The 18,436-nt window shown below is 71.3% G+C and carries 13 protein-coding genes and 1 pseudogene; 7 read left to right on the forward strand and 7 right to left on the reverse strand.

Annotated elements, in window-relative coordinates; genetic code table 11:
• Positions 1-32: 32 nt before the first annotated feature.
• From ACTWQF_RS16660 to ACTWQF_RS16680, 5 genes are all read right to left on the reverse strand, one after another.
• Entirely contained in the window at positions 33-1,808 is a 1,776-nt protein-coding gene (locus ACTWQF_RS16660) for a 2-isopropylmalate synthase (RefSeq protein ID WP_443280179.1), read from the reverse strand.
• A gap of 323 nt (positions 1,809-2,131) precedes the next feature.
• The gene (cydC, locus tag ACTWQF_RS16665; protein ID WP_443280180.1) at positions 2,132-3,877 is read right to left on the reverse strand and encodes a thiol reductant ABC exporter subunit CydC; all 1,746 of its coding nucleotides are present in this window, start codon (positions 3,875-3,877) and stop codon (positions 2,132-2,134) included.
• 9 nt (positions 3,878-3,886) lie between these two features.
• The gene (gene cydD, locus ACTWQF_RS16670) at positions 3,887-5,683 is read right to left on the reverse strand and encodes a thiol reductant ABC exporter subunit CydD (RefSeq protein WP_443280181.1); all 1,797 of its coding nucleotides are present in this window, start codon (positions 5,681-5,683) and stop codon (positions 3,887-3,889) included.
• Positions 5,684-5,706: 23 nt separating this feature from the next.
• Positions 5,707-6,714: a cytochrome d ubiquinol oxidase subunit II gene (cydB, locus tag ACTWQF_RS16675; RefSeq protein ID WP_443280182.1), complete on the reverse strand. Its 1,008-nt coding sequence runs from the start codon at positions 6,712-6,714 to the stop codon at positions 5,707-5,709.
• Positions 6,715-6,754: 40 nt separating this feature from the next.
• A complete protein-coding gene (locus ACTWQF_RS16680) occupies positions 6,755-8,227 on the reverse strand; it encodes a cytochrome ubiquinol oxidase subunit I (protein WP_443280183.1) in 1,473 nt (490 codons plus the stop codon).
• A 143-nt stretch (positions 8,228-8,370) separates the two neighbouring features.
• On the opposite strand from ACTWQF_RS16680, the gene ACTWQF_RS16685 reads away from it, so the two are divergent.
• The 5 genes and pseudogenes from ACTWQF_RS16685 to ACTWQF_RS16705 all read left to right on the forward strand — a co-directional run bounded on the left by ACTWQF_RS16685 (position 8,371) and on the right by ACTWQF_RS16705 (position 13,303).
• Entirely contained in the window at positions 8,371-9,270 is a 900-nt protein-coding gene (locus tag ACTWQF_RS16685; protein WP_443280184.1) for a LysR family transcriptional regulator, read from the forward strand.
• 54 nt (positions 9,271-9,324) lie between these two features.
• On the forward strand, positions 9,325-10,203 hold the full coding sequence (locus tag ACTWQF_RS16690) for a DUF2268 domain-containing protein (RefSeq protein ID WP_443280185.1): 879 nt from the start codon (positions 9,325-9,327) through the stop codon (positions 10,201-10,203).
• 192 nt (positions 10,204-10,395) lie between these two features.
• Positions 10,396-11,481, forward strand: coding sequence for a pyridoxal-phosphate dependent enzyme (locus tag ACTWQF_RS16695; RefSeq protein ID WP_443280186.1), 1,086 nt, complete (start codon positions 10,396-10,398; stop codon positions 11,479-11,481).
• A gap of 234 nt (positions 11,482-11,715) precedes the next feature.
• A pseudogene (locus ACTWQF_RS16700) lies at positions 11,716-11,901 on the forward strand (SDR family oxidoreductase); the annotation flags it as partial.
• 202 nt (positions 11,902-12,103) lie between these two features.
• Positions 12,104-13,303, forward strand: a complete 1,200-nt coding sequence (locus ACTWQF_RS16705) for a low temperature requirement protein A (RefSeq protein WP_443280187.1) — start codon at positions 12,104-12,106, stop codon at positions 13,301-13,303.
• Positions 13,304-13,551: 248 nt separating this feature from the next.
• Here the strand turns inward: ACTWQF_RS16705 and ACTWQF_RS16710 are convergent, their stop codons facing one another.
• Entirely contained in the window at positions 13,552-15,051 is a 1,500-nt protein-coding gene (locus ACTWQF_RS16710; protein WP_443280188.1) for an MFS transporter, read from the reverse strand.
• Between the two features lie 393 nt (positions 15,052-15,444).
• On the opposite strand from ACTWQF_RS16710, the gene ACTWQF_RS16715 reads away from it, so the two are divergent.
• Positions 15,445-16,077, forward strand: a complete 633-nt coding sequence (locus ACTWQF_RS16715) for a GAP family protein (protein WP_443280189.1) — start codon at positions 15,445-15,447, stop codon at positions 16,075-16,077.
• 49 nt (positions 16,078-16,126) lie between these two features.
• Positions 16,127-16,546 carry a DUF7144 family membrane protein gene (locus ACTWQF_RS16720; RefSeq protein WP_443280533.1) on the forward strand — a complete coding sequence of 140 codons (420 nt, stop codon included), beginning with the start codon at positions 16,127-16,129 and terminating at the stop codon, positions 16,544-16,546.
• Between the two features lie 31 nt (positions 16,547-16,577).
• Here the strand turns inward: ACTWQF_RS16720 and ACTWQF_RS16725 are convergent, their stop codons facing one another.
• Positions 16,578-18,008 carry a hypothetical protein gene (locus ACTWQF_RS16725; protein WP_443280190.1) on the reverse strand — a complete coding sequence of 477 codons (1,431 nt, stop codon included), beginning with the start codon at positions 18,006-18,008 and terminating at the stop codon, positions 16,578-16,580.
• Between the last annotated feature and the right edge of the window lie 428 nt (positions 18,009-18,436).

Genomic DNA, 18,436 nt, shown 5'->3' on the forward strand with positions numbered 1-18,436 from the left:
CCGCACATTCGGTGCGGCGACCGCCCCACCCGTCACAGGGCCCGGTTGACCGCGGCAAGCACTGCCCGTACGGACGCGGTCAGCACGGAGGTGTCACGGCCCGCGCCCCAGCGCTCCTTGTCGCCGGTGCGGCAGGACGCGTAGGCCATGGCGGGGCTGTCCGGACCGGCCTTGGTGGCGTGCTGGACGAAATCCAGCACGGTGACGGACATTCCGGCGCCCTCCAGGGCGCGGGTGAAGGCGGACAGCGGACCGTTGCCGGTGCCTTCGTACCAGCCGGGCCGTACACCGTGGCCGCTCAGCCAGCAGGTGAACCGGTGCTCGCCGGGAGCTGTCGCCTCGGTGCTCCAGGACTCCAGCAGCAGCGGCCCCGCCTCGCCGGGTTCCAGATACGCCGCCGAGAACAGTTCCCACAGCTCCTTCGGCGTCGCCTCCCGTCCGCTGTGGTCGGTGGCCTCCTGCACGATGCGGGAGAAGTCGGCGCGCAGCCGGGCGGGCAGCTCCACACCGTGATGGGTGTGCAGCAGATGGCCGATCCCGCCCTTGCCGGACTGGCTGTTGACGCGGATGACGGCCTCGTAACTGCGGCCCAGGTCCGCCGGGTCCACCGGCAGATACGGTACTTCCCAGGGCGCCTCCGCCTCGGACACCCCCAACTCGGCGGCCCGCCGCGCGTGGTGGGCGAAGCCCTTGCTGATGGCGTCCTGGTGGGTGCCGGAGAATGCCGTGTGCACCAGTTCGCCGCCGTAGGGGTGGCGGGGGTGCACGGGGAGCTGGTTGCAGTGCTCGACGGTGCTGCGGACGGCGTCCAGCTCCGTCAAGTCGATCATCGGGTCGACGCCCTGCGTGTACAGATTGAGGGCGAGCGTCACCAGATCGACGTTGCCGGTGCGCTCCCCGTTGCCGAACAGACAGCCCTCCACGCGCTGCGCACCCGCCAGCACGGCCAGCTCGGCGCAGGCGACGCCGGTGCCGCGGTCGTTGTGCGGATGGACGGAGAGGATGACGGCGTCACGGCGGGACAGATTGCGGTGTGCGTACTCGATCTGGTCGGCGTAGACGTTGGGCGTGGCGATCTCGACGGTCGCCGGGAGGTTGTGGATGACCGGCCGGTCCGGCGACGCGTCCCACAGCTCGGTCAGCTCGTTGCACAGCCCCAGCACATAGTCGGGCTCGGTCAGCACGAACACCTCGGGGGAGAACTCGAACCGGATGTGCTGCCCCGGCCGCGCGTCCGCCAGACGCGCCAGCTGCTCGGCCGCTTCCCGTACGAGCGCCCGCACTTCTCCCCGGCCACGGCCGAGTACCACATCCCGCCACACCGGCGCGGTGGGCGTGTAGAGGTGGACGACGACGCGCGGCAGCCCCTCGACGGAGGCGAAGGTGCGCTCGATCAGATCCTGCCGCGCGGGGGTGAAGACGACGACCGTCACATCGTCGGGCACCGCGCCGGAGGCGGCCAGATGGCGGACGAAGTCGAAGTCGGTGCGGCTCGCCGAGGGATAGGCGACCTCGATCTCCTTGAAGCCGAGCCGGACCAGCATGTCGAACATCAGCCGCTTGCGTTCCGTCCCCATCGGCTCGGCCAGCGCCTGGTTGCCGTCCCGCAGATCGACCGGTACCCACAGCGGGGCCTGCTCGGTGCGGGCGTTCGGCCAGTCGCGCTGTGCGCCGGGAGCGGACAGGGGGAGTTGGACCCGCTCGTGGGCGGGACGGTAGCGGTGGAACGGCATACCGCTGGGGCGCTGCGGATTCCAGGAGGGTGCCCCGGCCGGGGCGACGGGTGAGTGGGTATGACGAGTGTGCATCTGTCTGCGGCTTTCCTCGGCGCGGTCGATGGGAGACCGGCAGCACGGCACCCCACGGCGGGGTGCCGGTCGGTCAGACCCCGCCGCGGCAGCCGAGAAGAAGAAGCCCGCAGACGATCATGCCGAGCATGCAAGCACACCTCCCGCCTCGCCTGCAACGCGTTTTCTCCGCGCGGATTTCCGTGTGAAGGCGATGATGCGCGCTGTGGGCCGTACGGCGCCGCGGCGGACTGGCCATACGGCGTCGTGGCGGACGGGCCGTACGGCGCCGCCGCGAACTCCGCTGCGAGCCCTACCTCGCGGACGCGCCACTGCTCGTGGCCCTACCTCGCGGGCGCGCCACTGCTCGTGGCGGCTCCCTGCCGAGGGGCTGCTCCGGCTCCCTGCCGAGCAGCGACTTCGACGATCCGGCCCTGGTCGAGCCGGACGATCCTGTCCGCCAGCCGTAGCCCGGCTTGCTGGTGCGTCACCAGGAGCGTGGTGCGGCCGTGGCCGGCTGCCAGGAGGTCGGCGAGCACGTCGTCGGCCGTCCGGGGATCGAGCCCTTCCGTCGGCTCGTCGAGGAGCAGCACGGCGGGGTCGGCCAGCAGCGCCCGGGCGAGCAGCAGCCGTTGCCGCTGCCCTCCCGACATGCTGCTGCCGCCTTCGGTCACGGTGGTCTCCCAGCCCTGGGGCAGCGATTCGACCCACGTCAGAAGCCGTGCCTGCGCCGCCGCGGCCCGGAGCTGTTCGTCGCTCGCCTCCGGCCGGCCCAGGGCGATGTTCTCCCGCACGGAGGCGCGGAAGACGTACGAGTCCTGGGTCACTCCCGTCACCAGGCGGCGTACGTCGTGCCCTGACAGGTCGCGCAGCTCGCGGCCGTTGAGCCGTACGCTGCCGTGCTGGTACTCGGCGAACCGCATCAGGGTGGCCAGCAGCGTGGACTTGCCCGCGCCGCTCGGGCCGACGAGAGCGACACACTCCCCCGGAGCCAGCACGAGGTCCACGCCGTCGAGCGCGGGCGGCCGATCCGGCTGGTGCCGCACGCCGAGGCCGGCCAGCTCCACCCGGACGGGAGAGCGGGGCGTCGGGAGGGGACGGGCGGGCTCCGCGACCGGTGGGACGGCCTCCCACAACTGCCCCAGCCGTACGGCGGACTCGGTGACGTCGACCGACAGGCGTGCCGTGGCGACAAGTGGCGCCGTGACCTCGAAGGAGGCCAGTGCCAGTACGGCAAGGACAGGCAGCAGCACCCCCGGCAGCCGCCCCTCCGCGTGGGCCTGCAGCACGAGGACGGTGACCGCCAAGGTTGTGAGGCCCTGCACCACGACCCCGGCAGCGGTGCCGACCGCGGCGGTCGTCGCCGGCCGGACCTGCGCCCTGCCCAGCCGCCGGCCGAGCAGGGAGGTGCGCCGAAGAGCACTGCCGCCCGCGTCGGCCGCCGCCAGGTCGGCCGCCCCCTCCGTGAGGTCGAGCGCCGAGGCCGCGAGGTCCTCGCGCGCCGCTCCGGCCTGCTCCCCGGCCCGCCGTACCGCCGTACGGACCAGCAGCGGGATGCCGACAGCCGTGAGCACCAGTCCCGCGGCGAGCACGGCCCCGGCCACCGGGAGGAGGGCGAAAGCGACTCCGCACACCGTGCCGCTGACCGTGAGCGCCACCACGGCGGGCATCAGACAGCGCAGCAGGAGGTCCTGGACCGCGTCGATGTCGGAGACCAGCCGGGTGAGCAGGTCGGCACGGCGGAAGGCCGGCAGCGCCGAGGGAGCGAGCGGGATCATCCGCTCGTACAGCCGGGCCCTGAAGGACGCCATCGCCGAGAGAACCGCGTCGTGGCCGACGAGGCGCTCGACGTAGCGCAGCACTCCCCGGCCCAAGGCCAGCGCCCGGACCATGACGATGGCGAGCGCCACGGCTTCCAGCGGCGGCTGCTGCGCGGCGCGGGAGATCAGCCAGGCGGCGGTCGTCAGCAGCGCGAGGGCGGAGAGTTCCGTGGCGACCGCGGCCGTCACAGCCAGCAGCAGACGGCGCCGATGGGGGAGGAGCAGCCGCAGCAGCTGCCACAGGTGCCGGTGGGGAGAGCCAGGAAGCATGGGAAGTCCTCAGTACCGGATGCCGGGAACAGCTGTTCCGGGACGTATCGGCTGGTCGGGAGTGGTCAGCCGGCCGTCATCGAGGGACACCAGCCGGTCGGCGTACCGGAGGATCGCGGGCCGGTGGGCGACGACGAGCGCCGTGCGCCCCGCGGCCAGCCGGGCACAGGCGTCCACCACGGCGGTCTCGCTGTGCGGGTCGAGGTGTGCGGTGGGCTCGTCCAGCAGCAGGAGCGGCGTGTCCCGCAGGAACGCGCGGGCCAGGGCGAGCCGTTGCCGCTGCCCCGAGGACAGGCCGGCGCCGTGCTCGCCGAGCCGGGTGGCGTATCCCAGGGGGAGGCCGGCGATGAACTCCTCCGCGTTCGCCGCCCGCGCCGCCTCGCGGACCTCCTGGTCGGAGGCGTCGGGCGCCCCCAGCCGGATGTTGTCCGCGACAGAGGCCGCGAACAGGTGCGGGTGCTGCGGCACCCACGCCACCTGCTGCCGCCAGTACGCCGGATCGATGTCGGCCAGGTCGGTGTTGCCGGCAGCGACACGGCCCGAGGCCGGGGCGAGGAAACCGAGAAGCAGTGTGAGCAGGGTCGACTTCCCCGCTCCACTCGGCCCCACCAGGCCCAGCGTCTCGCCCGGCTCCACCCGCAGCGACACCTCGCTCAGCGCGGGCACGTCCTGCCCCGGGTAGCGGACCGACACCCGCTCCAATGACAGGCCCGCACGCTCCAACGACGGGAAATCGCGCTCCAGGGGGCCGAACTTCCGCTCCGGGGCAGGGAATTCGGCCCGCGCGCCCGCGCGCACCGCTGCACGAGCACCGGCGGCGACCCGCGTACGGTTGCCGGAAGTGACCGTCCCCGGCGTGTCGAGCACTGCGAAACAGCGTTCGGCCACTGCCACACCCTCCGCGCTGTCGTGAAAGGCGCCACCCGCGGCCCGTAGCGGCGAGTACGCCTCCGGGGCGAGGAAGAGGACCGTCAAGGCGGTGCCGAGCTCGGCGTGCCCGGCCAGCAGCCGCAGCCCCATGGGGACGGCGACCAGCGCGACCGAGCAGGTGGCGACGAGTTCCAGGACCAGAGCGGACAGGAACGCCACTCGCAGGGTGCGCAGCGTGGCCCGGTGGTGTGCCTCGGCCATCCGGCGCACCACGCCGACCTGGCGCTCGGCGCGGCCGAAGGCGCGCAGGGTCGGCAGCCCGGACAGCACGTCGAGGAAGTGCCCGCCCAGCCGGGCCAGCGAGGCCCACGAGGCGGCGGTGCGTTCGCGGGTATGCGTTCCGACCAGCGCGCCGAACAGCGGGATCAGCGGCAGGGTGAGTACGACGATCAGCGCGGAGACCGGGTCGACTACGGCCAGCGCGGTCAGCACGGCGAGCGGGATCACCACGGCGCCGGTCGTCTTGGGGAGATAGCCGACGACGTAGGCGTCCATGCTGTCCAGGCCGCGGGCGAGGAGCGTCGCCAACTCGCCCCGGCGCCACCGGTCCGGGGCCACCGGTCCCCAGGCGTGGGCATGGGCCGCCAACCGGTCGCGCAGCGCCGCCTTCAGCCTCGCCGCCGCCCGCGCCCCGAGCACCGACTGTCCCCACGTCAGGGCCGCGCGCACTGCCATCGTCGCAGCCAGCGCCAGCAGTGGTCCGGCCAACTGCGCCGGCCGGGAGGCGCTGGTGAATCCGCCGGCGAGGACCTCGGCCAGCAGACCGGCCTGCGCGATGACGCAGCCCGCGGTGGCCGCGGCCAGCACCGTCGTCAGGACCAGATGCCGGCGCAGTGCCGGTATCTCCGCGTGGAGACGCCGTCGAGTGGCGTTCATCGTCTCTCCGCGCCCTTGCCGCGTCACAGGTAGCCGGGCGACTCGGCCCGTACCCGGCCGCTGAACAGCCACCAACTCCACGCCTGGTAGGCGAGCATGACCGGGACAAGGACGACGCCGAAGGAGGACAGCACCGTCAGCGTGGCACCGTCGGCTGCCGCGTCCTGGACGGTCATCCCGAACCGCTCGTCGACCGACGAGACCAGGACGTAGGGATAGGAGCCCGCTCCCACCAACGCCACCGGTGCGGCGGCGGCGAGGCCGGTGGCCGCGAACGCCCATCCGTTCCTCCGCCGCGCGAGGGCCGGCCACCCGCCGCCAAGGGCCAGGAAGAACACCACGCCGACGAGGACGCCGGCCGTGCCGTTCCGGAGCGCTGGGACCTCGCCGAGCACGGCCGACAGGGCGACGACCAGGGCGCACCCGGCGGTTGCCGCCAGGGAGAGTCGGGCCGCCCGCGCCGCGCGGTCGGCGAGCGCCCCCGTGGTCCGCATCGTGAGGAACACCGAGCCGTGCGCGGTGAACAGCGCGATACTGGTCAGCGCACAGGCCGGTACGAGCGGGTGGAGCAGCAGCTCCGCGCTCACTGTGAAGGTGCCGTCCGCACCTCGCGGTACGCCGATGAGCAGAACGCCGACCACCAGTCCCCAGGCCGCGGCGGGCAGCAGGCCGCCGACGGCGATCAGCAGGTCCCAGCAGCGGCGGCCGAACGCCCCCGACGCCCGACCGCGCAGCTGTACAGCAGCCTTGCCGAGCACGAGGCCGGTCAACAGCACGAGGACGAGCGGATAGAGGCCCGACAGCAGCGTGCCTTCCAGAATGGGGAACGCGCCGAACAGCACCCCCGCGAAGGCCACCAGCCAGACCTCGTTGCCGAAGAACAACGGGCCCAGTGCGTTCAGCGACACTCTTCGTTCGCTCTCGTCCGAGCACAGCAGGCTGCGTGCCATCTGCACTCCGTAGTCGTAACCGCCGAGCACGAAATAGCCGCTCAGCAGGGCTCCCAGCAGGATGAGCCAGGCAGTCTGCATTTGATGTTTCCTTTCCCGTCCGAGCGGTAGGAGGCGCAACTCACAAAGTGGGAGCGGACTGCGAGGTCGTCAGCGGGTCCAGCGGAGCCCGGTTGCCCAACTGGGCGCCCTCGGGACCGCGCCGGGCGAAGCGGGCGATCAGCGTCCAGTTGGCAATTGCCAGCGCGAGGAACACGGCGAAGAACACCACGCAGGAGGTGAGCAGCGTGACCGTGCTGACGGGGGAGACGGCTTCCTCCACGGTGAGCTCGCCGTACACCAGCCACGGCTGCCGTCCGCCCTCCCGGAACAGCCAGCCGCCGAGTGAGGCCACGAACGGCAGCGGAATCAACGCGACCAGTACGCAGTGCGCGAACCGACTGCGCGTCAGCCGGTCACCGAAGACCAGCACCGCCGCCAGTACCGCCGCGCAGGCAGCGAAGATCAACCACCGGTAGGGGCCGGCCTCGCCGAAAACGGCCGCCCCGACGAAGTCCGAGACGGGGAACGCGGCCACCGCCACGACGAGTACGGCCACGGGAACCCTGCGGACCAGCCGTTCCCGGTACAGCGCGATCGCCGCGACGATGACGACGGTGCACAGGAAGTACCCCAGGTACAGCATGACAAGCTGGGCCGTACCGATCCAGCTCGGCGGTACGTAGTCGCCAGGCCCGTGCTCCTTCGCCATGGCGGCGGCCAGCTCCGCCACGCCGTCTCCGGTCGTCGCGGCCAGCTTCATCGGCTGCGTCTTGCCCAGCAGCGGATATTGGAGCGCCCCGACGACATACACCGGGGCACTGGCGAGCGCCGCCACCAGCACACCCATCCGCAGCCCCCGGCGGAAGAAGCCGCGATCCTCCGCCTTGCCGGGCCCCTCTGTCCCCCTGGCCGAAGGCCGACGGCGGGCCAGATGGTAGGCGCTGATACCGGCCACGAAGATGCCACCGGTCAGCAGGGCAGCCGTCGTGATGTGGCCGAGCGCGAGCAGGGCGTTCGGGTTGGCCAGCATCGCGGCGAAGTCCGTGAGGTAGGCCCGCTCGCCCCGCACTTCGTAACCGACCGGGTGCTGCATAAAGCCGTTGGCCACCAGGATCCAGTAGGCCGAGGCGTAGGCGGTCAGTGTGACCAGCCAGATCAGCACAGCCTGGACACCCGGGCGCAGCCGTCCCCACCCGAAGATCCACATACCCAGGAACGTCGACTCGGCGAAGAACGCGATCAGCGTTTCCAGCGCCAGCGGGGCCCCGAAGACATTGCCCGCGAACTTGCTCAGCCCGCTCCAGGACAGTCCGAACTGGAACTCCATGACCAGCCCGGTCACAATCCCGAGCGCATAGTTGATGACGTACAACTGGCCCCAGAACTTGGTCATCCGCTCCCAGCGGAGCCGACCTTCCGGCTCACGGGCCAGCGCCGCGCGCGTGTGCATGACCGCCACCAGCGGAACCAGGCCCAGCGTCAAGATGACGAACAGCCAGTGAATCCCGGTCGTCCCGGCGAACTGCACCCGCGCCACTAGTGACGGATCCACGCGTCTTCCCTCCCACTTTCGCCGGTCACTGCCGACGACTTGCTTCCGGCGCAAAAGCTAGGCGCGCACCACTCATGCCGTCCAAGACAAGCTCGGATATATATTCATGCCCTCGATGGCATGAGTGGCATGAAGGAGTCGCTGTGGATCTGCTGCCGTTGCGTTACTTCCAGCTGGTCGCCAGGTACGAGCACGTCGGCAAGGCGGCGGCGGAGCTCCAGGTGGCGCAGCCGTCGGTGAGCCGCACCATCGCACGCCTGGAGAACGAGCTCGGGGTACCGCTGTTCGACCGGCAGGGGAAACGGGTGCGCCTCAACCGCTTCGGCGCCGCCTATCTCCGCAGGGTGGACCGCGCTCTCGCGGAGCTCGACGACGGGCGCCGGGAACTCGCGGACGCGGCAGGGCTGGAGTACGGCAGCGTCGCGATCGCCGTCGAGACCATGCTGACCCTCACCGAGCTGCTGCCCGACTTCCGCGCTCGGCGCCCCCGGGTGGACGTGCGGCTCTTCCAGTCGACAGCGGCCGACATGCAGGTCCAGTTGCAACGAGGCGAGGTCGACCTGTGCATCGCCTCCCAGCCCCTGACCGGGCCCTCGCTGCGCGAGGTCGAACTCCTGCGGGAGGAAGTCCTCCTCGCCGTCCCGCCCACCCACCGCCTGGCGGACCGGGAGGCGGTCGCCCTCACGGAGCTTGCCGGTGAACCGTTCGTCACAACCCGCGCCGGGCACTGGCAACGAACCCTGGCCGACCGGCTGTTCACCGAGGCCGGACTCCGGCTGACGGTCGTGTGCGAGGGCGACGAGCCAGGGGCGACCGCCGACCTGATCGGCGCCGGTCTGGGCGTCGGGCTGGTGCCGGCCATGTCGCGCGGCGTCTCCCCCCGGAGACCGGTGGTCTTCCTTCGTATCGACACCCCCGGCTGCTACCGGTCGCTGTCGCTGGTATGGCGCCAGGACGCCTATCTGTCGGCCGCCGCCCAGCGCTTCTCGGAACTGGCCGTCGCGCACTTCCGCCGCTTTCCGCGATACGGGGGCGCCGACTGAGCGGCAAGAAGACGGCTTGACCCTCACGTAACGTGAGGCTCTACGGTCCCAGCCATGAAGATCGTTGTTCACGACACCGCGTCCGCCATGACCGACCTCCTGCAGCGCCCGCTGGCGGAGCGGCCCGATGCCCTGCGAGAGATGCTGAGCCCCGTCAACAGAGCGCTGCCGGCCGGGGCGGACCTGATCCAGATGCACCACATGAGCGGCTTCCGGGTCGACAGAGAGGACCCGCGCTACCTGCCGGCCCTGGCACAGATGCAGGACGCGGGGGTGTGGAGCCGGATCGAGGAGTCGCTCGGCACGGCGTGGGAGCACCTGAGCGGCGCGGTGCCCGGCATCGAGCACGCGGACACGGTGGACGTCGTCCTGGTGCTCGGCAACCCCGACGACGAGCACCTGACGGTCCGCAGCCGCGGCTACTTCGGCATGGGCGGCTTCCCCGGACTGATCCATCTGGTGATGTGGCCCACCGACACAAGCCTGGAGAAGATCGGGCACGTCGCCGCGCACGAACTCCACCACAACGTGCGCTATGCCAACGTGCACTGGGACCCGATGGCCGTCACGGTCGGCGAGTGGGTGGTCTCCGAGGGCCTGGCCGAGGCGTTCGTACGGGAACTGGTGGGCGAGCAGGCCATGGGCCACTGGTCGCAGACGCTGACCGGTCCCGAACTGGACCGCGCCTACGAGAAGATCACCGCAGACATCGATGTCGCCGAGATGGAAAAACTGACGGCGTACGTCCTCGGTGACGCCACCGCCCAGTACATGGGACACCAGCCCGTGGGACTCCCGGACTTCGCCGGGTACGCGGCGGGGCTACGGATCGTCGACGCCCACTTGGCGGCCTCCGGCCTGACCGCGGCGCGGAGCACCGCCCTGCCGGCGCGCGAGATTCTGACCAACGCGGGTGTGACGACCGGCGCGTGACGGATCTTGCCGCGCGCGGGATGCGGCCTCTGCGCCCTCGGTTGCACCGGTGAGGGGGTGCCCCTGCTCGTAGGTTGCGGGCTGCGGGTTCCTCGTGGCTGGTGGGGGCACCACCCGGCCGGAGTCGCCCAGCCTCCGGCCGGGAGGTGGCCCCAGGGGAGCAGTTCCCCGCTCTCGATAGTGTCGGCGTTCATGAGCGCGGTGCATCCACATGTCTGGGCGGCGGAGGCGATCCGGCGGATCCGGGCGGACGGTCCGGGCCTTGCGCCAACGCCGCTTCGACCACTCCCGATGCCCGCGCTGGAGGGCATCGACATCTACCTCAAGGACGAGCCGGCCCTCCCCTCCGGCAGCATGAAGTACCGCCTGGTGCGGGCCATGTTCTGTCATGCGATCGCCGGAGGGGAGATCACGCCGGACACGCCGGTGTTCGCGGCGACGGGCGGGGCGGTCGCAGTCGCCGGGGCGCGCTTCGCGAAGCTGCTGAGCCTGCCGTTCACCGCGGTCGTACCGGCGAAGACCCCTGCGGACGTGCTGGACCGCATCGCCCACGAGGGCGGGCAGTGGCAGGTGGCTCAGCAGCCGCCGGCCGCGGTGCAGGAAGAGGCCCGTGCTGTGGCCGCCCGCAGCGGCGGCTACTTCCTGGACCACTTCACCGACGCGGAACGGGCGGTGGCCGGCTGGGACGGGCCGACGATCGCCGACGAGATCTTCGCTCAGCTGCGGCCCGAGCCGCAGCCGGTCCCCGAGTGGATCGTGACCGGCGTCGGGACCGGAGCCACGTCGGCGACGATCGGACGGCATCTGCGCCGCCACGGCCGTCCCACCCGGCTGGCCGTGGTGGACCCGGAGCACTCCGCCTATTTCCCCGCATGGGCGAGCGGTTGCGCCGACTACGCCACGGGGATGCCGTCGCGCATACCCGGCATCGGCCGTCCCCGCGTCGAGCCCGGCTTCGTACCGGGGGTGATCGACCTGGTGATCCCGGTGCCGGATGCCGCATCCGTAGCGGCGATGCGCTGGCTGCACACCGTGCCCGGCATCGCGGCCGGTCCCGCGACCGGCACCAATCTGTGGGGCGTGTGCCATCTGGCGGCGCGGATGCGCACGGCCGGGAGCAGCGGCAGCGTCGTAGCCCTCATCGGGGACAGCGCCGAGCCCTACCGGAACACGCACCTAAGCCCCGAGTGGCTGCGCGCGCGGGACCTCGACCCGGCACCTTTCGAGGCCGACCTGGAGCGCTTCGCCCGCACCGGGGAATGGCCGACGACCGGGTAGGAGCTCCCTCCGGCCTGCCTAGGACCCGTGCCCGGAATGTCCGCTTAGCCTCGTCGGTAGCTGTGATCAGGCCGGTCACCAGCGATGACGCGAAGGAGTGCCGGGCATGGCCGAGAACACGCTGCAGAACAAGGTCGCGCTCATCGGCGGGGGAGAGAAGAACCTGGGCGGGCTGCTCAGCCGGACGTTCACCGAGTCCGGAGCGAACGTCGTGGTGCACCACCACACCGCGGCGTCGTGGCACCGGGGCCGATGGACACGCCGTTCTTCTACCCGCAGGAGACCCCGGAGCGGGTGGAGTTCCACAAGTCGCAGGCGATGGGAAACCAACTCACCCGGATCGAGGACATCGCTCCGCTGATCGAGTTCCTGGCCACCGAAGGCTGGTGGTTCACCGGTCAGACGCTGTACCCCAACGGCAGGACACCACCCGCTGACTCGGGCGCGAGCCGGGTCGGGGGCAGGGCCGGGGCCGGGTGCCTTTCCCGAAGGCCCGCGCCGGGCAGCCGCGCCCCGCGAGGCCCGCCGGGAGACGGCCACCCCCGGCAGCCGTGGCGGTGTCATCCGGGCGGCCCGCGGCGGTGACAGCACAGTACGCAGGACTTTTTGGCGGGAGAGGCAGATGAGCGGAGGCGACAGCCTCGCGGAGCGGACCGGGGTGCTGCGGCGGGCGATGCGGGGCCGGGACCCGGGCGAGGAGCACCGGGCCGCCACCCCGCTGGAGCTGCTGTTCGATCTGACGTTCGTGGTCGCGGTGGCGCAGGCCGCCGCCCAGCTCCACCACGCGCTGGCCGAGGGGCACGTCGGGTCCGGGCTCACCGGCTATGCCGCGGTGTTCTTCGCGATCTGGTGGGCGTGGATGAACTTCAGCTGGTTCGCCTCCGCCTACGACACCGATGACGTGCTCTACCGATTGCTGACCCTGCTTCAGATGGCGGGCGTGCTGGTGCTGGCCGCGGGGGTGCCCGAGGCATTCCAGGACGGCGACTTCTCGGTGGTCGTGGTCGGTTACGTCATCATGCGCCTCGCGATGATCGCCCAGTGGCTCCGGGCCGCGGCCGAGCACTCCGCGGGCCGTGGTGCCGCGCTGCGCTACGCCGCGGGGATCGCGGTGGTGCAGTGCGGCTGGATCGCCCGGCTGTGGGCGGGCGGCGTGTGGGCGCCGGTCCCCTTCGTGCTGCTGGTGGTGGCGGAGCTGGCGGTACCGGCATGGGCGGAGTCCCGGGGCCGGGCCACCAATTGGCACCCCGGCCATATCGCCGAACGGTACGGGTTGTTCACCATCATCGTGCTCGGCGAGGTGATCCTCGCCAGCCTCAACGCCGTCCAGTCGGCCAGGACCGAACACGGCCTGTCCGCCCAAGTGCTCCTGATCGCCCTCGGCGGACTGCTGCTCGTCTTCGCGCTGTGGTGGATCTACTTCACCGGCAGCGACGCCGTACTGGCCAACTTGCGTACCGCCCTGGTGTGGGGCTACGGGCACTACATCGCCTTCGCCGCGCTCGCCGCGCTCGGCTCCGGGCTGGAGGCGGCCCTCGACGCGACCGAGCACCACGCGCATCTCTCCGAGCGGGCCGCCGGCCTGGCCGTGGCCGTACCCGTGGTGACCGTGCTGCTCATGCTGGGCGTACTGCACCCGATGACCGGCACCGGCGCCGTGGGGCACGGCCTGCTGGTGGTGGCCGGTGCGCTCGTGGTGCTGGCCCTCGGCTTCAGCTCGCCCGCGCTGGGCCTGGGCGGCGCTGTGCTCGGCATGGGGCTGGCCGTCGCTGCGTCCCTGACCGCCAACACGATGGCTCTGCACCGCCGTGCGAGGGGATGAGCCGGCGCGGGCGGCGTCTGCCCCTGCCCGACGCTTGCGGGCTGCGGGCTCGTTGTGGCCGGTCGCTCCCCCAAGTTCTCGGCTTCTCCCCCAGCCTTCGGCCGGGAGGTGCCCCCAGAACAGGGGGACCCCCATCGCGGCGGAGCCGCACATCAACACAGCCCCGCGCCCCTGACGGGGCGCGTCTCCCTGGGGGCAAGCTCTAGCGGCCCAGTGCTTCCTCTACCGACGGACCCGGAAAGAGGGGCTCAGACCAGGGCCTCGGCCGTCTCCGCAGGCGCTTCGGCCCGCCGCTCCGGCGGCGGCTGCTCGGCACGTGGCAGCAGGCCGACGAGCAGCACCGAGGCGGCGGTGAGCGCGGCTGCGGCCAGATAGGCGGCGGCGTAGCCGTCGGCGAGCTGCCCCGGGGTGGGCCGGGCATTGTGCGCGGTGGTCGCGCCGGCGGCGACGGCGCCGAGTACGGCGAGGCCCAGCGCGCCCCCGATCTGCCGTGAGGTGTTGACCAGCCCGGCCACCACCCCGGCTTCCCGTGCGGTGGCACCGGTGGTCGCGGCGTCGGTCAGCGGGGTCATCAGCAGGCCGGTTCCGGTGGCCATCAGGAGGCCCGGACCCAGGATCGTGCCGAGGAAGGTGCCGTCCGCGGTCAGTACGAGCCCCTGCCAGCCGAAGCCGGCCGTCGTCACCACGCCGCCCACGGCCACCATCGTGCGGGTACCGAACCGGGTCATCAGCCAGGGCGCCACCTTGGAGCCGACGATGACCCCCACGGTGTGCGGCAGGAAGGAGACCCCCGCGCGGACGGCGGAGTAGCCCAGCACGTTCTGCATGTAGAGGGACAGGAAGTACCACATCGCGAAGGCGCCGGTCATCGCGACGAAAGTCACCACGTTCCCCGCGGCGACGGCGCGCAGCCTGAACAGCCGGAGCGGCACGAGCGGTTCGGCGGTGCGCGCCTCGACCGCGACGAAGGCGCCCAGCGCCAGCAGCCCACCGACCAGCGGCACCAGCACTCCGGCGGTGCCCCAGGAGTGTGACTCGGTGCGGCCGATGCCGTACGCGAGCGCCGCGACGCCGACGGTCACCAGCGCCGCACCGGGCAGATCCAGGCCCCGGCGGGCGGACTTCTCGTGCCGTTCCCGCAGCCCGAGCAGGACCACGGCCACGACGAGTACCCCTACGGGGACGTTGATGAGCAGCACCCACCGCCACGACAGCAGATCCGTCAGCAGCCCGCCGACCAACCCGCCCGCCGCGCCGCCCGCCGTACCGACAGCGGCCCAGGTCGCGATCGCCCGGGTCCGCGCGGGCCCCTCCGGGAAGGTGGAGGTCAGCAGCGAGAGCGTGACGGGTGCCAGGACGGCGGCGCCGATCCCCTGCACCGCGCGCGCGGCGATCAGCATCTCCGCGTCCTGCGCGAGTCCACCCGCGAGGCTCGCAACGGTGAACAGGCCCAGGCCCACGAGGTAGACGGGCTTGCGGCCGAAGAGGTCAGCGGCGCGCCCGCCCAGCAGCAGGAACCCTGCGAAGGTCAGCGCATAGGCGTTCACGACCCATTGCAGCGTCGTGCTGCTCAGCGACAGTCCGTCCCGGATGCTGGGCAGTGCGACGTTGACGACGGACACGTCGAGGACGACGAGGAACTGGCCGATGCTGGAGGCGAGCACGACAGCCCACGCCCCGGCGGCGCGCCCGGACGCCGGGCCCTCCTTCGGAGCGGTGCTCGATGACGGTGACGTTCTGGATGACATGACAGCCATCCTGGGCACCGGGCCGCGCGCAGGCATCGGAACAAGGTCCCGCCTTCCGCCGCACCTTCGCCCTAGGTACTTGGTCCGTCCACCGGGACTGCGGCGGACTTCTTCGGTGACCTGGCCGCCGCGATGGAACAGGCGGGAGACGCCCGCCCGGACGCTCCGGTCGCCGACCGGGTCCGTGCGGGCGGCGACATGCGCCTTGTGGGTCCCGTCCTAGCCACCCCTGCGTCGTCACCCGTTTGGGCTACGCAGGTGTGCGGTGGTGACAGGCGCTGGTGCACTGGGAAGTGAGCAGGAAAACCAGGAAGTGAGCAAAGAAAAGAGGGTCAGGGCACGGTCTGCTGTGCGGGCCCACGCCGTGACAAGCTCCACACAGATGGCCTTCCTATGGACAATCTGAAGATCCTGCCTCTCGCAATCACCATGATGGCGGGGCCCCAGATCATGTCGGCCGTCATTTTCGCCACGGCGCAGAAAGCCGTTCGGATATCCTTGGCATTTCTGGTCGGAGTGCTGATGGCCACCTCGTTGGGTGTGGCTGTCATGCTGGGCGTTGCCACCGGCCTGGGCGGGGCCGTCGACTTCGGAAGCTCCGACAACAAGAGCTCTGCCGGGCACGTAATTCAGTATGTGTTGGTGGCCCTGCTGATTCTGGCCGCCTTGCGGAACTGGCGGAAGCGGGAGACCGTCGAACCGCCGAAGTGGCTGCATGCGCTGATGTCGGCCGACGCCCGGAAGGCGTTTCGGACGGGCTTGCTGGTGATTCTGGTGATGCCGTCGGACCTTATGGTGATGCTTACCGTCGGCATTCATCTGGAACAGGCGAAGGATTCCTACGTCGACGCACTTCCGTTCATCGCCCTGACCGTTGCGGTCGGCGCGGTACCGCTGCTCCTGCGTGTGCTCCTGGGGCGCCGTGCCGCGTCGGCGATGCCGAGCCTCCGGGACTGGATGAACAACAACAGTTGGCTGGTCAACATCATTGTGTGCCTGATCTTCGTCGTACTGATCCTGGCATGAAACCCGTTCCGTTCACCGTTCGGAGAACCCGAAGAACCTAGGAGTCATGATGACGCAAGCAGTGAAGCACCCGGCCCACAACTATGAGCCGCTGGCCACCGGAGTAGTGACATTCGGTGCGGTCATGCTCGTCATCGGGGGCGTGCTCGGAATCTTCCGCGGCATCATGGCCGTCGCCAAAGACAACGTCTTCGTGAGTACACCGGACTATGTATTTCGATTCGACGTGTCAGGCTGGGGCTGGATTCATCTGATCCTGGGCTTCATCGCTTTCGCGGTCGGCCTGAGCCTCTTCAAGGCCAGGCTCTGGGCTCGCATAGCGGGAGTCGCCATCGCCGGCCTGCTCCTGGTGACGAGCTTTCTGTCACTGCCCTACTACCCGGTCTGGTCCGTCGTCCTGATCGCCATGTACGGGTTCATCATCTGGGCGCTGTGCGTCGCCCGCCCCGGGGCCTCGGGCGCACGCTGAGCCGCATGCCACCCTCCGCGCCGGAGGGTCCTCAGAGCGGGGCCGAGGAGGTGCGCCGCGTCAGACGGACGATGTGGCCATGGACCTCGCGGGCCTCTGGGTGCCGGCGGTAGGGCGCGAGGGAGCGGCGGACGGTGGTCAGAGCCGCGGTGGTACGGCGGGAGGCGGTGTGCGGGTAGTGCACGAACAGCTGCCGGCACTGGTCCAGCGCGGCCTCCAGCTCGCCGAGGGCGAGCAAGGTCTCGGCCAGCTGCGCGTGGGTGAGGACGAGTGCGATGTGGTGGGCAGGCGGGCGTACAGCCAGTGATTCCCGGAAAGCGGCGACGGCTTCGGCCCGGTCGCCCAGTGACAGCAGGACTTCCCCGCGCTGATAGCGGAACCCGGCGGGCGGATACCGCGTGAAGAGGCCGAGAGGTCCGGCGCCGGCGTCGGCTTCCGCTTCGTGGGAGCGCTCGGCGGCCAGCAGGTCCGCGAGCGCCGCCCGGCGCTCCCCGTCGGCGGCCCGCACCACCGCGCGCCCCGCATGGAGATAGCACCGCACGTGGGAGGTCGCGGTGTCAGCCGCCACCTCCAGAGCGGTCTGTGACCACTGCCGGGCGCGTGCCATGTCGTCCAGGCGCAGGGCGAGCACTGCCATGGTGCGCAGGGTGATCGCGTAGATGTTCCGTTCGTCCGCCCGGTGCGCCAGGTCGAGCGCTGACCGGTAGCAGTGGTAGCCGAGGTTCGGCAGCCCCGCGTCGGCAGCCATCATGCCCAGCAGGTGCATCAGGCAGGCGCTGCCGGTCAGCACCGTGGGATCGGCCGCCTCGCCGTCCGGGGACGGCACCAGACGCGGGGTGACGTCGTCGGCTATATAGGCGCCCAGCGCCGAACGCGCATGCGCGCCCCCGTACTTCTCGGCCAGGTCGGCGAAGACGGTGACCATGTCCGCCAGCCGTGCGTCGGCGTACGGAGTCCCGCCCTGCGCCGTGCCGACCGGCCGGTCGGTCCGCGGCCGGTCGGTGCGCGGCCTGGTTCCGACCGGCCGGTCGGTCTGCGGCCCGGTCGCAGGCGGCCAGGCGGGCAGCCGACTGTCGACGGCGGTGAACATCTCCCGGTTGAGAGCCAGCCGCCGGGCGGGGTCCGCATCGGCGTCGCACAGCGCGGACAGCCGTTCCACCAGGTCGCCGGTGCGCAGCACCGCGGCGGTCGAGGTCCCGGCAGCGGTGGCGCTTTCCAGCCCCGTCTCGCCGATGTGTACGGCGCGGCCGAGGCGCCGTCCGAACACCTGGGCCACCAGGCCGGGAACCGGCGGGCGTGGCCGGGACCCCTCCAGCCAGTGGGCGACAGCCGTACGGTCGTAGCGCAGCCGCAGGCCGTACTTGGTCCCCAGGGCGTTGACCGCGCGGGCCAGTTCACCGGCGCTCCACCCGGACTCCGCGAGCAGCGCGGCAAGTTGCCGGTTCGGCCTGCGAGGGCCCATGGGAGTCTCCTGGCTCACTCCGCCCGGTCACGCAGGTCCGGGGCTTTCAACGCGTTCACGCCTTGGTGACCGGAACCGGTCAGCACCGCGCCCTTGCTTGTGTTTCGGTGGAGGCATACCCGGTCGGAGCCCTTTCCGCATGGACCGGGGGCATTTCCGGACTGTACGCACGGGGTGCCATGGCCCGGCGTTGCCCGTGCGTCCGGTGATGCCGTTCCGTCGACAACGCCAGTGCACAGGCCGGCGAGGTGCACCGCTGCGCCGCACGTCACAGGGGCCCGCCAGAACCGGCTGCCCGAGGAGAGGCCGGCTGCGGGGTCCGTTTCGAAAAAGTCCAAAACATGGCGCAGCTCCACGGCGGTCACCGGCCGCTTGGACTCCAGCGGTGTGCCCCTCCCGCGTGAGAAGACTCCTTCCCCGCGCCACGG

Origin of the sequence: Streptomyces sp. 8N114, assembly GCF_052245835.1 — a bacterium.
Classification (GTDB): Bacteria; Actinomycetota; Actinomycetes; order Streptomycetales; family Streptomycetaceae; genus Streptomyces.

What these genes read in the sequence shown, in the direction of transcription:
- ACTWQF_RS16710 (WP_443280188.1), bottom strand. Translation starts at nt 15,051, where the DNA reads ATGTCATCCAGAACGTCACCGTCATCGAGCACCGCTCCGAAGGAGGGC.
- ACTWQF_RS16705 (WP_443280187.1), top strand. Translation starts at nt 12,104, where the DNA reads ATGAGCGGAGGCGACAGCCTCGCGGAGCGGACCGGGGTGCTGCGGCGG.
- ACTWQF_RS16695 (WP_443280186.1), top strand. Translation starts at nt 10,396, where the DNA reads ATGAGCGCGGTGCATCCACATGTCTGGGCGGCGGAGGCGATCCGGCGG.
- cydB (WP_443280182.1), bottom strand. Translation starts at nt 6,714, where the DNA reads ATGCAGACTGCCTGGCTCATCCTGCTGGGAGCCCTGCTGAGCGGCTAT.
- ACTWQF_RS16715 (WP_443280189.1), top strand. Translation starts at nt 15,445, where the DNA reads ATGGACAATCTGAAGATCCTGCCTCTCGCAATCACCATGATGGCGGGG.
- ACTWQF_RS16720 (WP_443280533.1), top strand. Translation starts at nt 16,127, where the DNA reads ATGACGCAAGCAGTGAAGCACCCGGCCCACAACTATGAGCCGCTGGCC.
- ACTWQF_RS16660 (WP_443280179.1), bottom strand. Translation starts at nt 1,808, where the DNA reads ATGCACACTCGTCATACCCACTCACCCGTCGCCCCGGCCGGGGCACCC.
- ACTWQF_RS16690 (WP_443280185.1), top strand. Translation starts at nt 9,325, where the DNA reads ATGAAGATCGTTGTTCACGACACCGCGTCCGCCATGACCGACCTCCTG.
- cydC (WP_443280180.1), bottom strand. Translation starts at nt 3,877, where the DNA reads ATGCTTCCTGGCTCTCCCCACCGGCACCTGTGGCAGCTGCTGCGGCTG.
- cydD (WP_443280181.1), bottom strand. Translation starts at nt 5,683, where the DNA reads ATGAACGCCACTCGACGGCGTCTCCACGCGGAGATACCGGCACTGCGC.
- ACTWQF_RS16725 (WP_443280190.1), bottom strand. Translation starts at nt 18,008, where the DNA reads ATGGGCCCTCGCAGGCCGAACCGGCAACTTGCCGCGCTGCTCGCGGAG.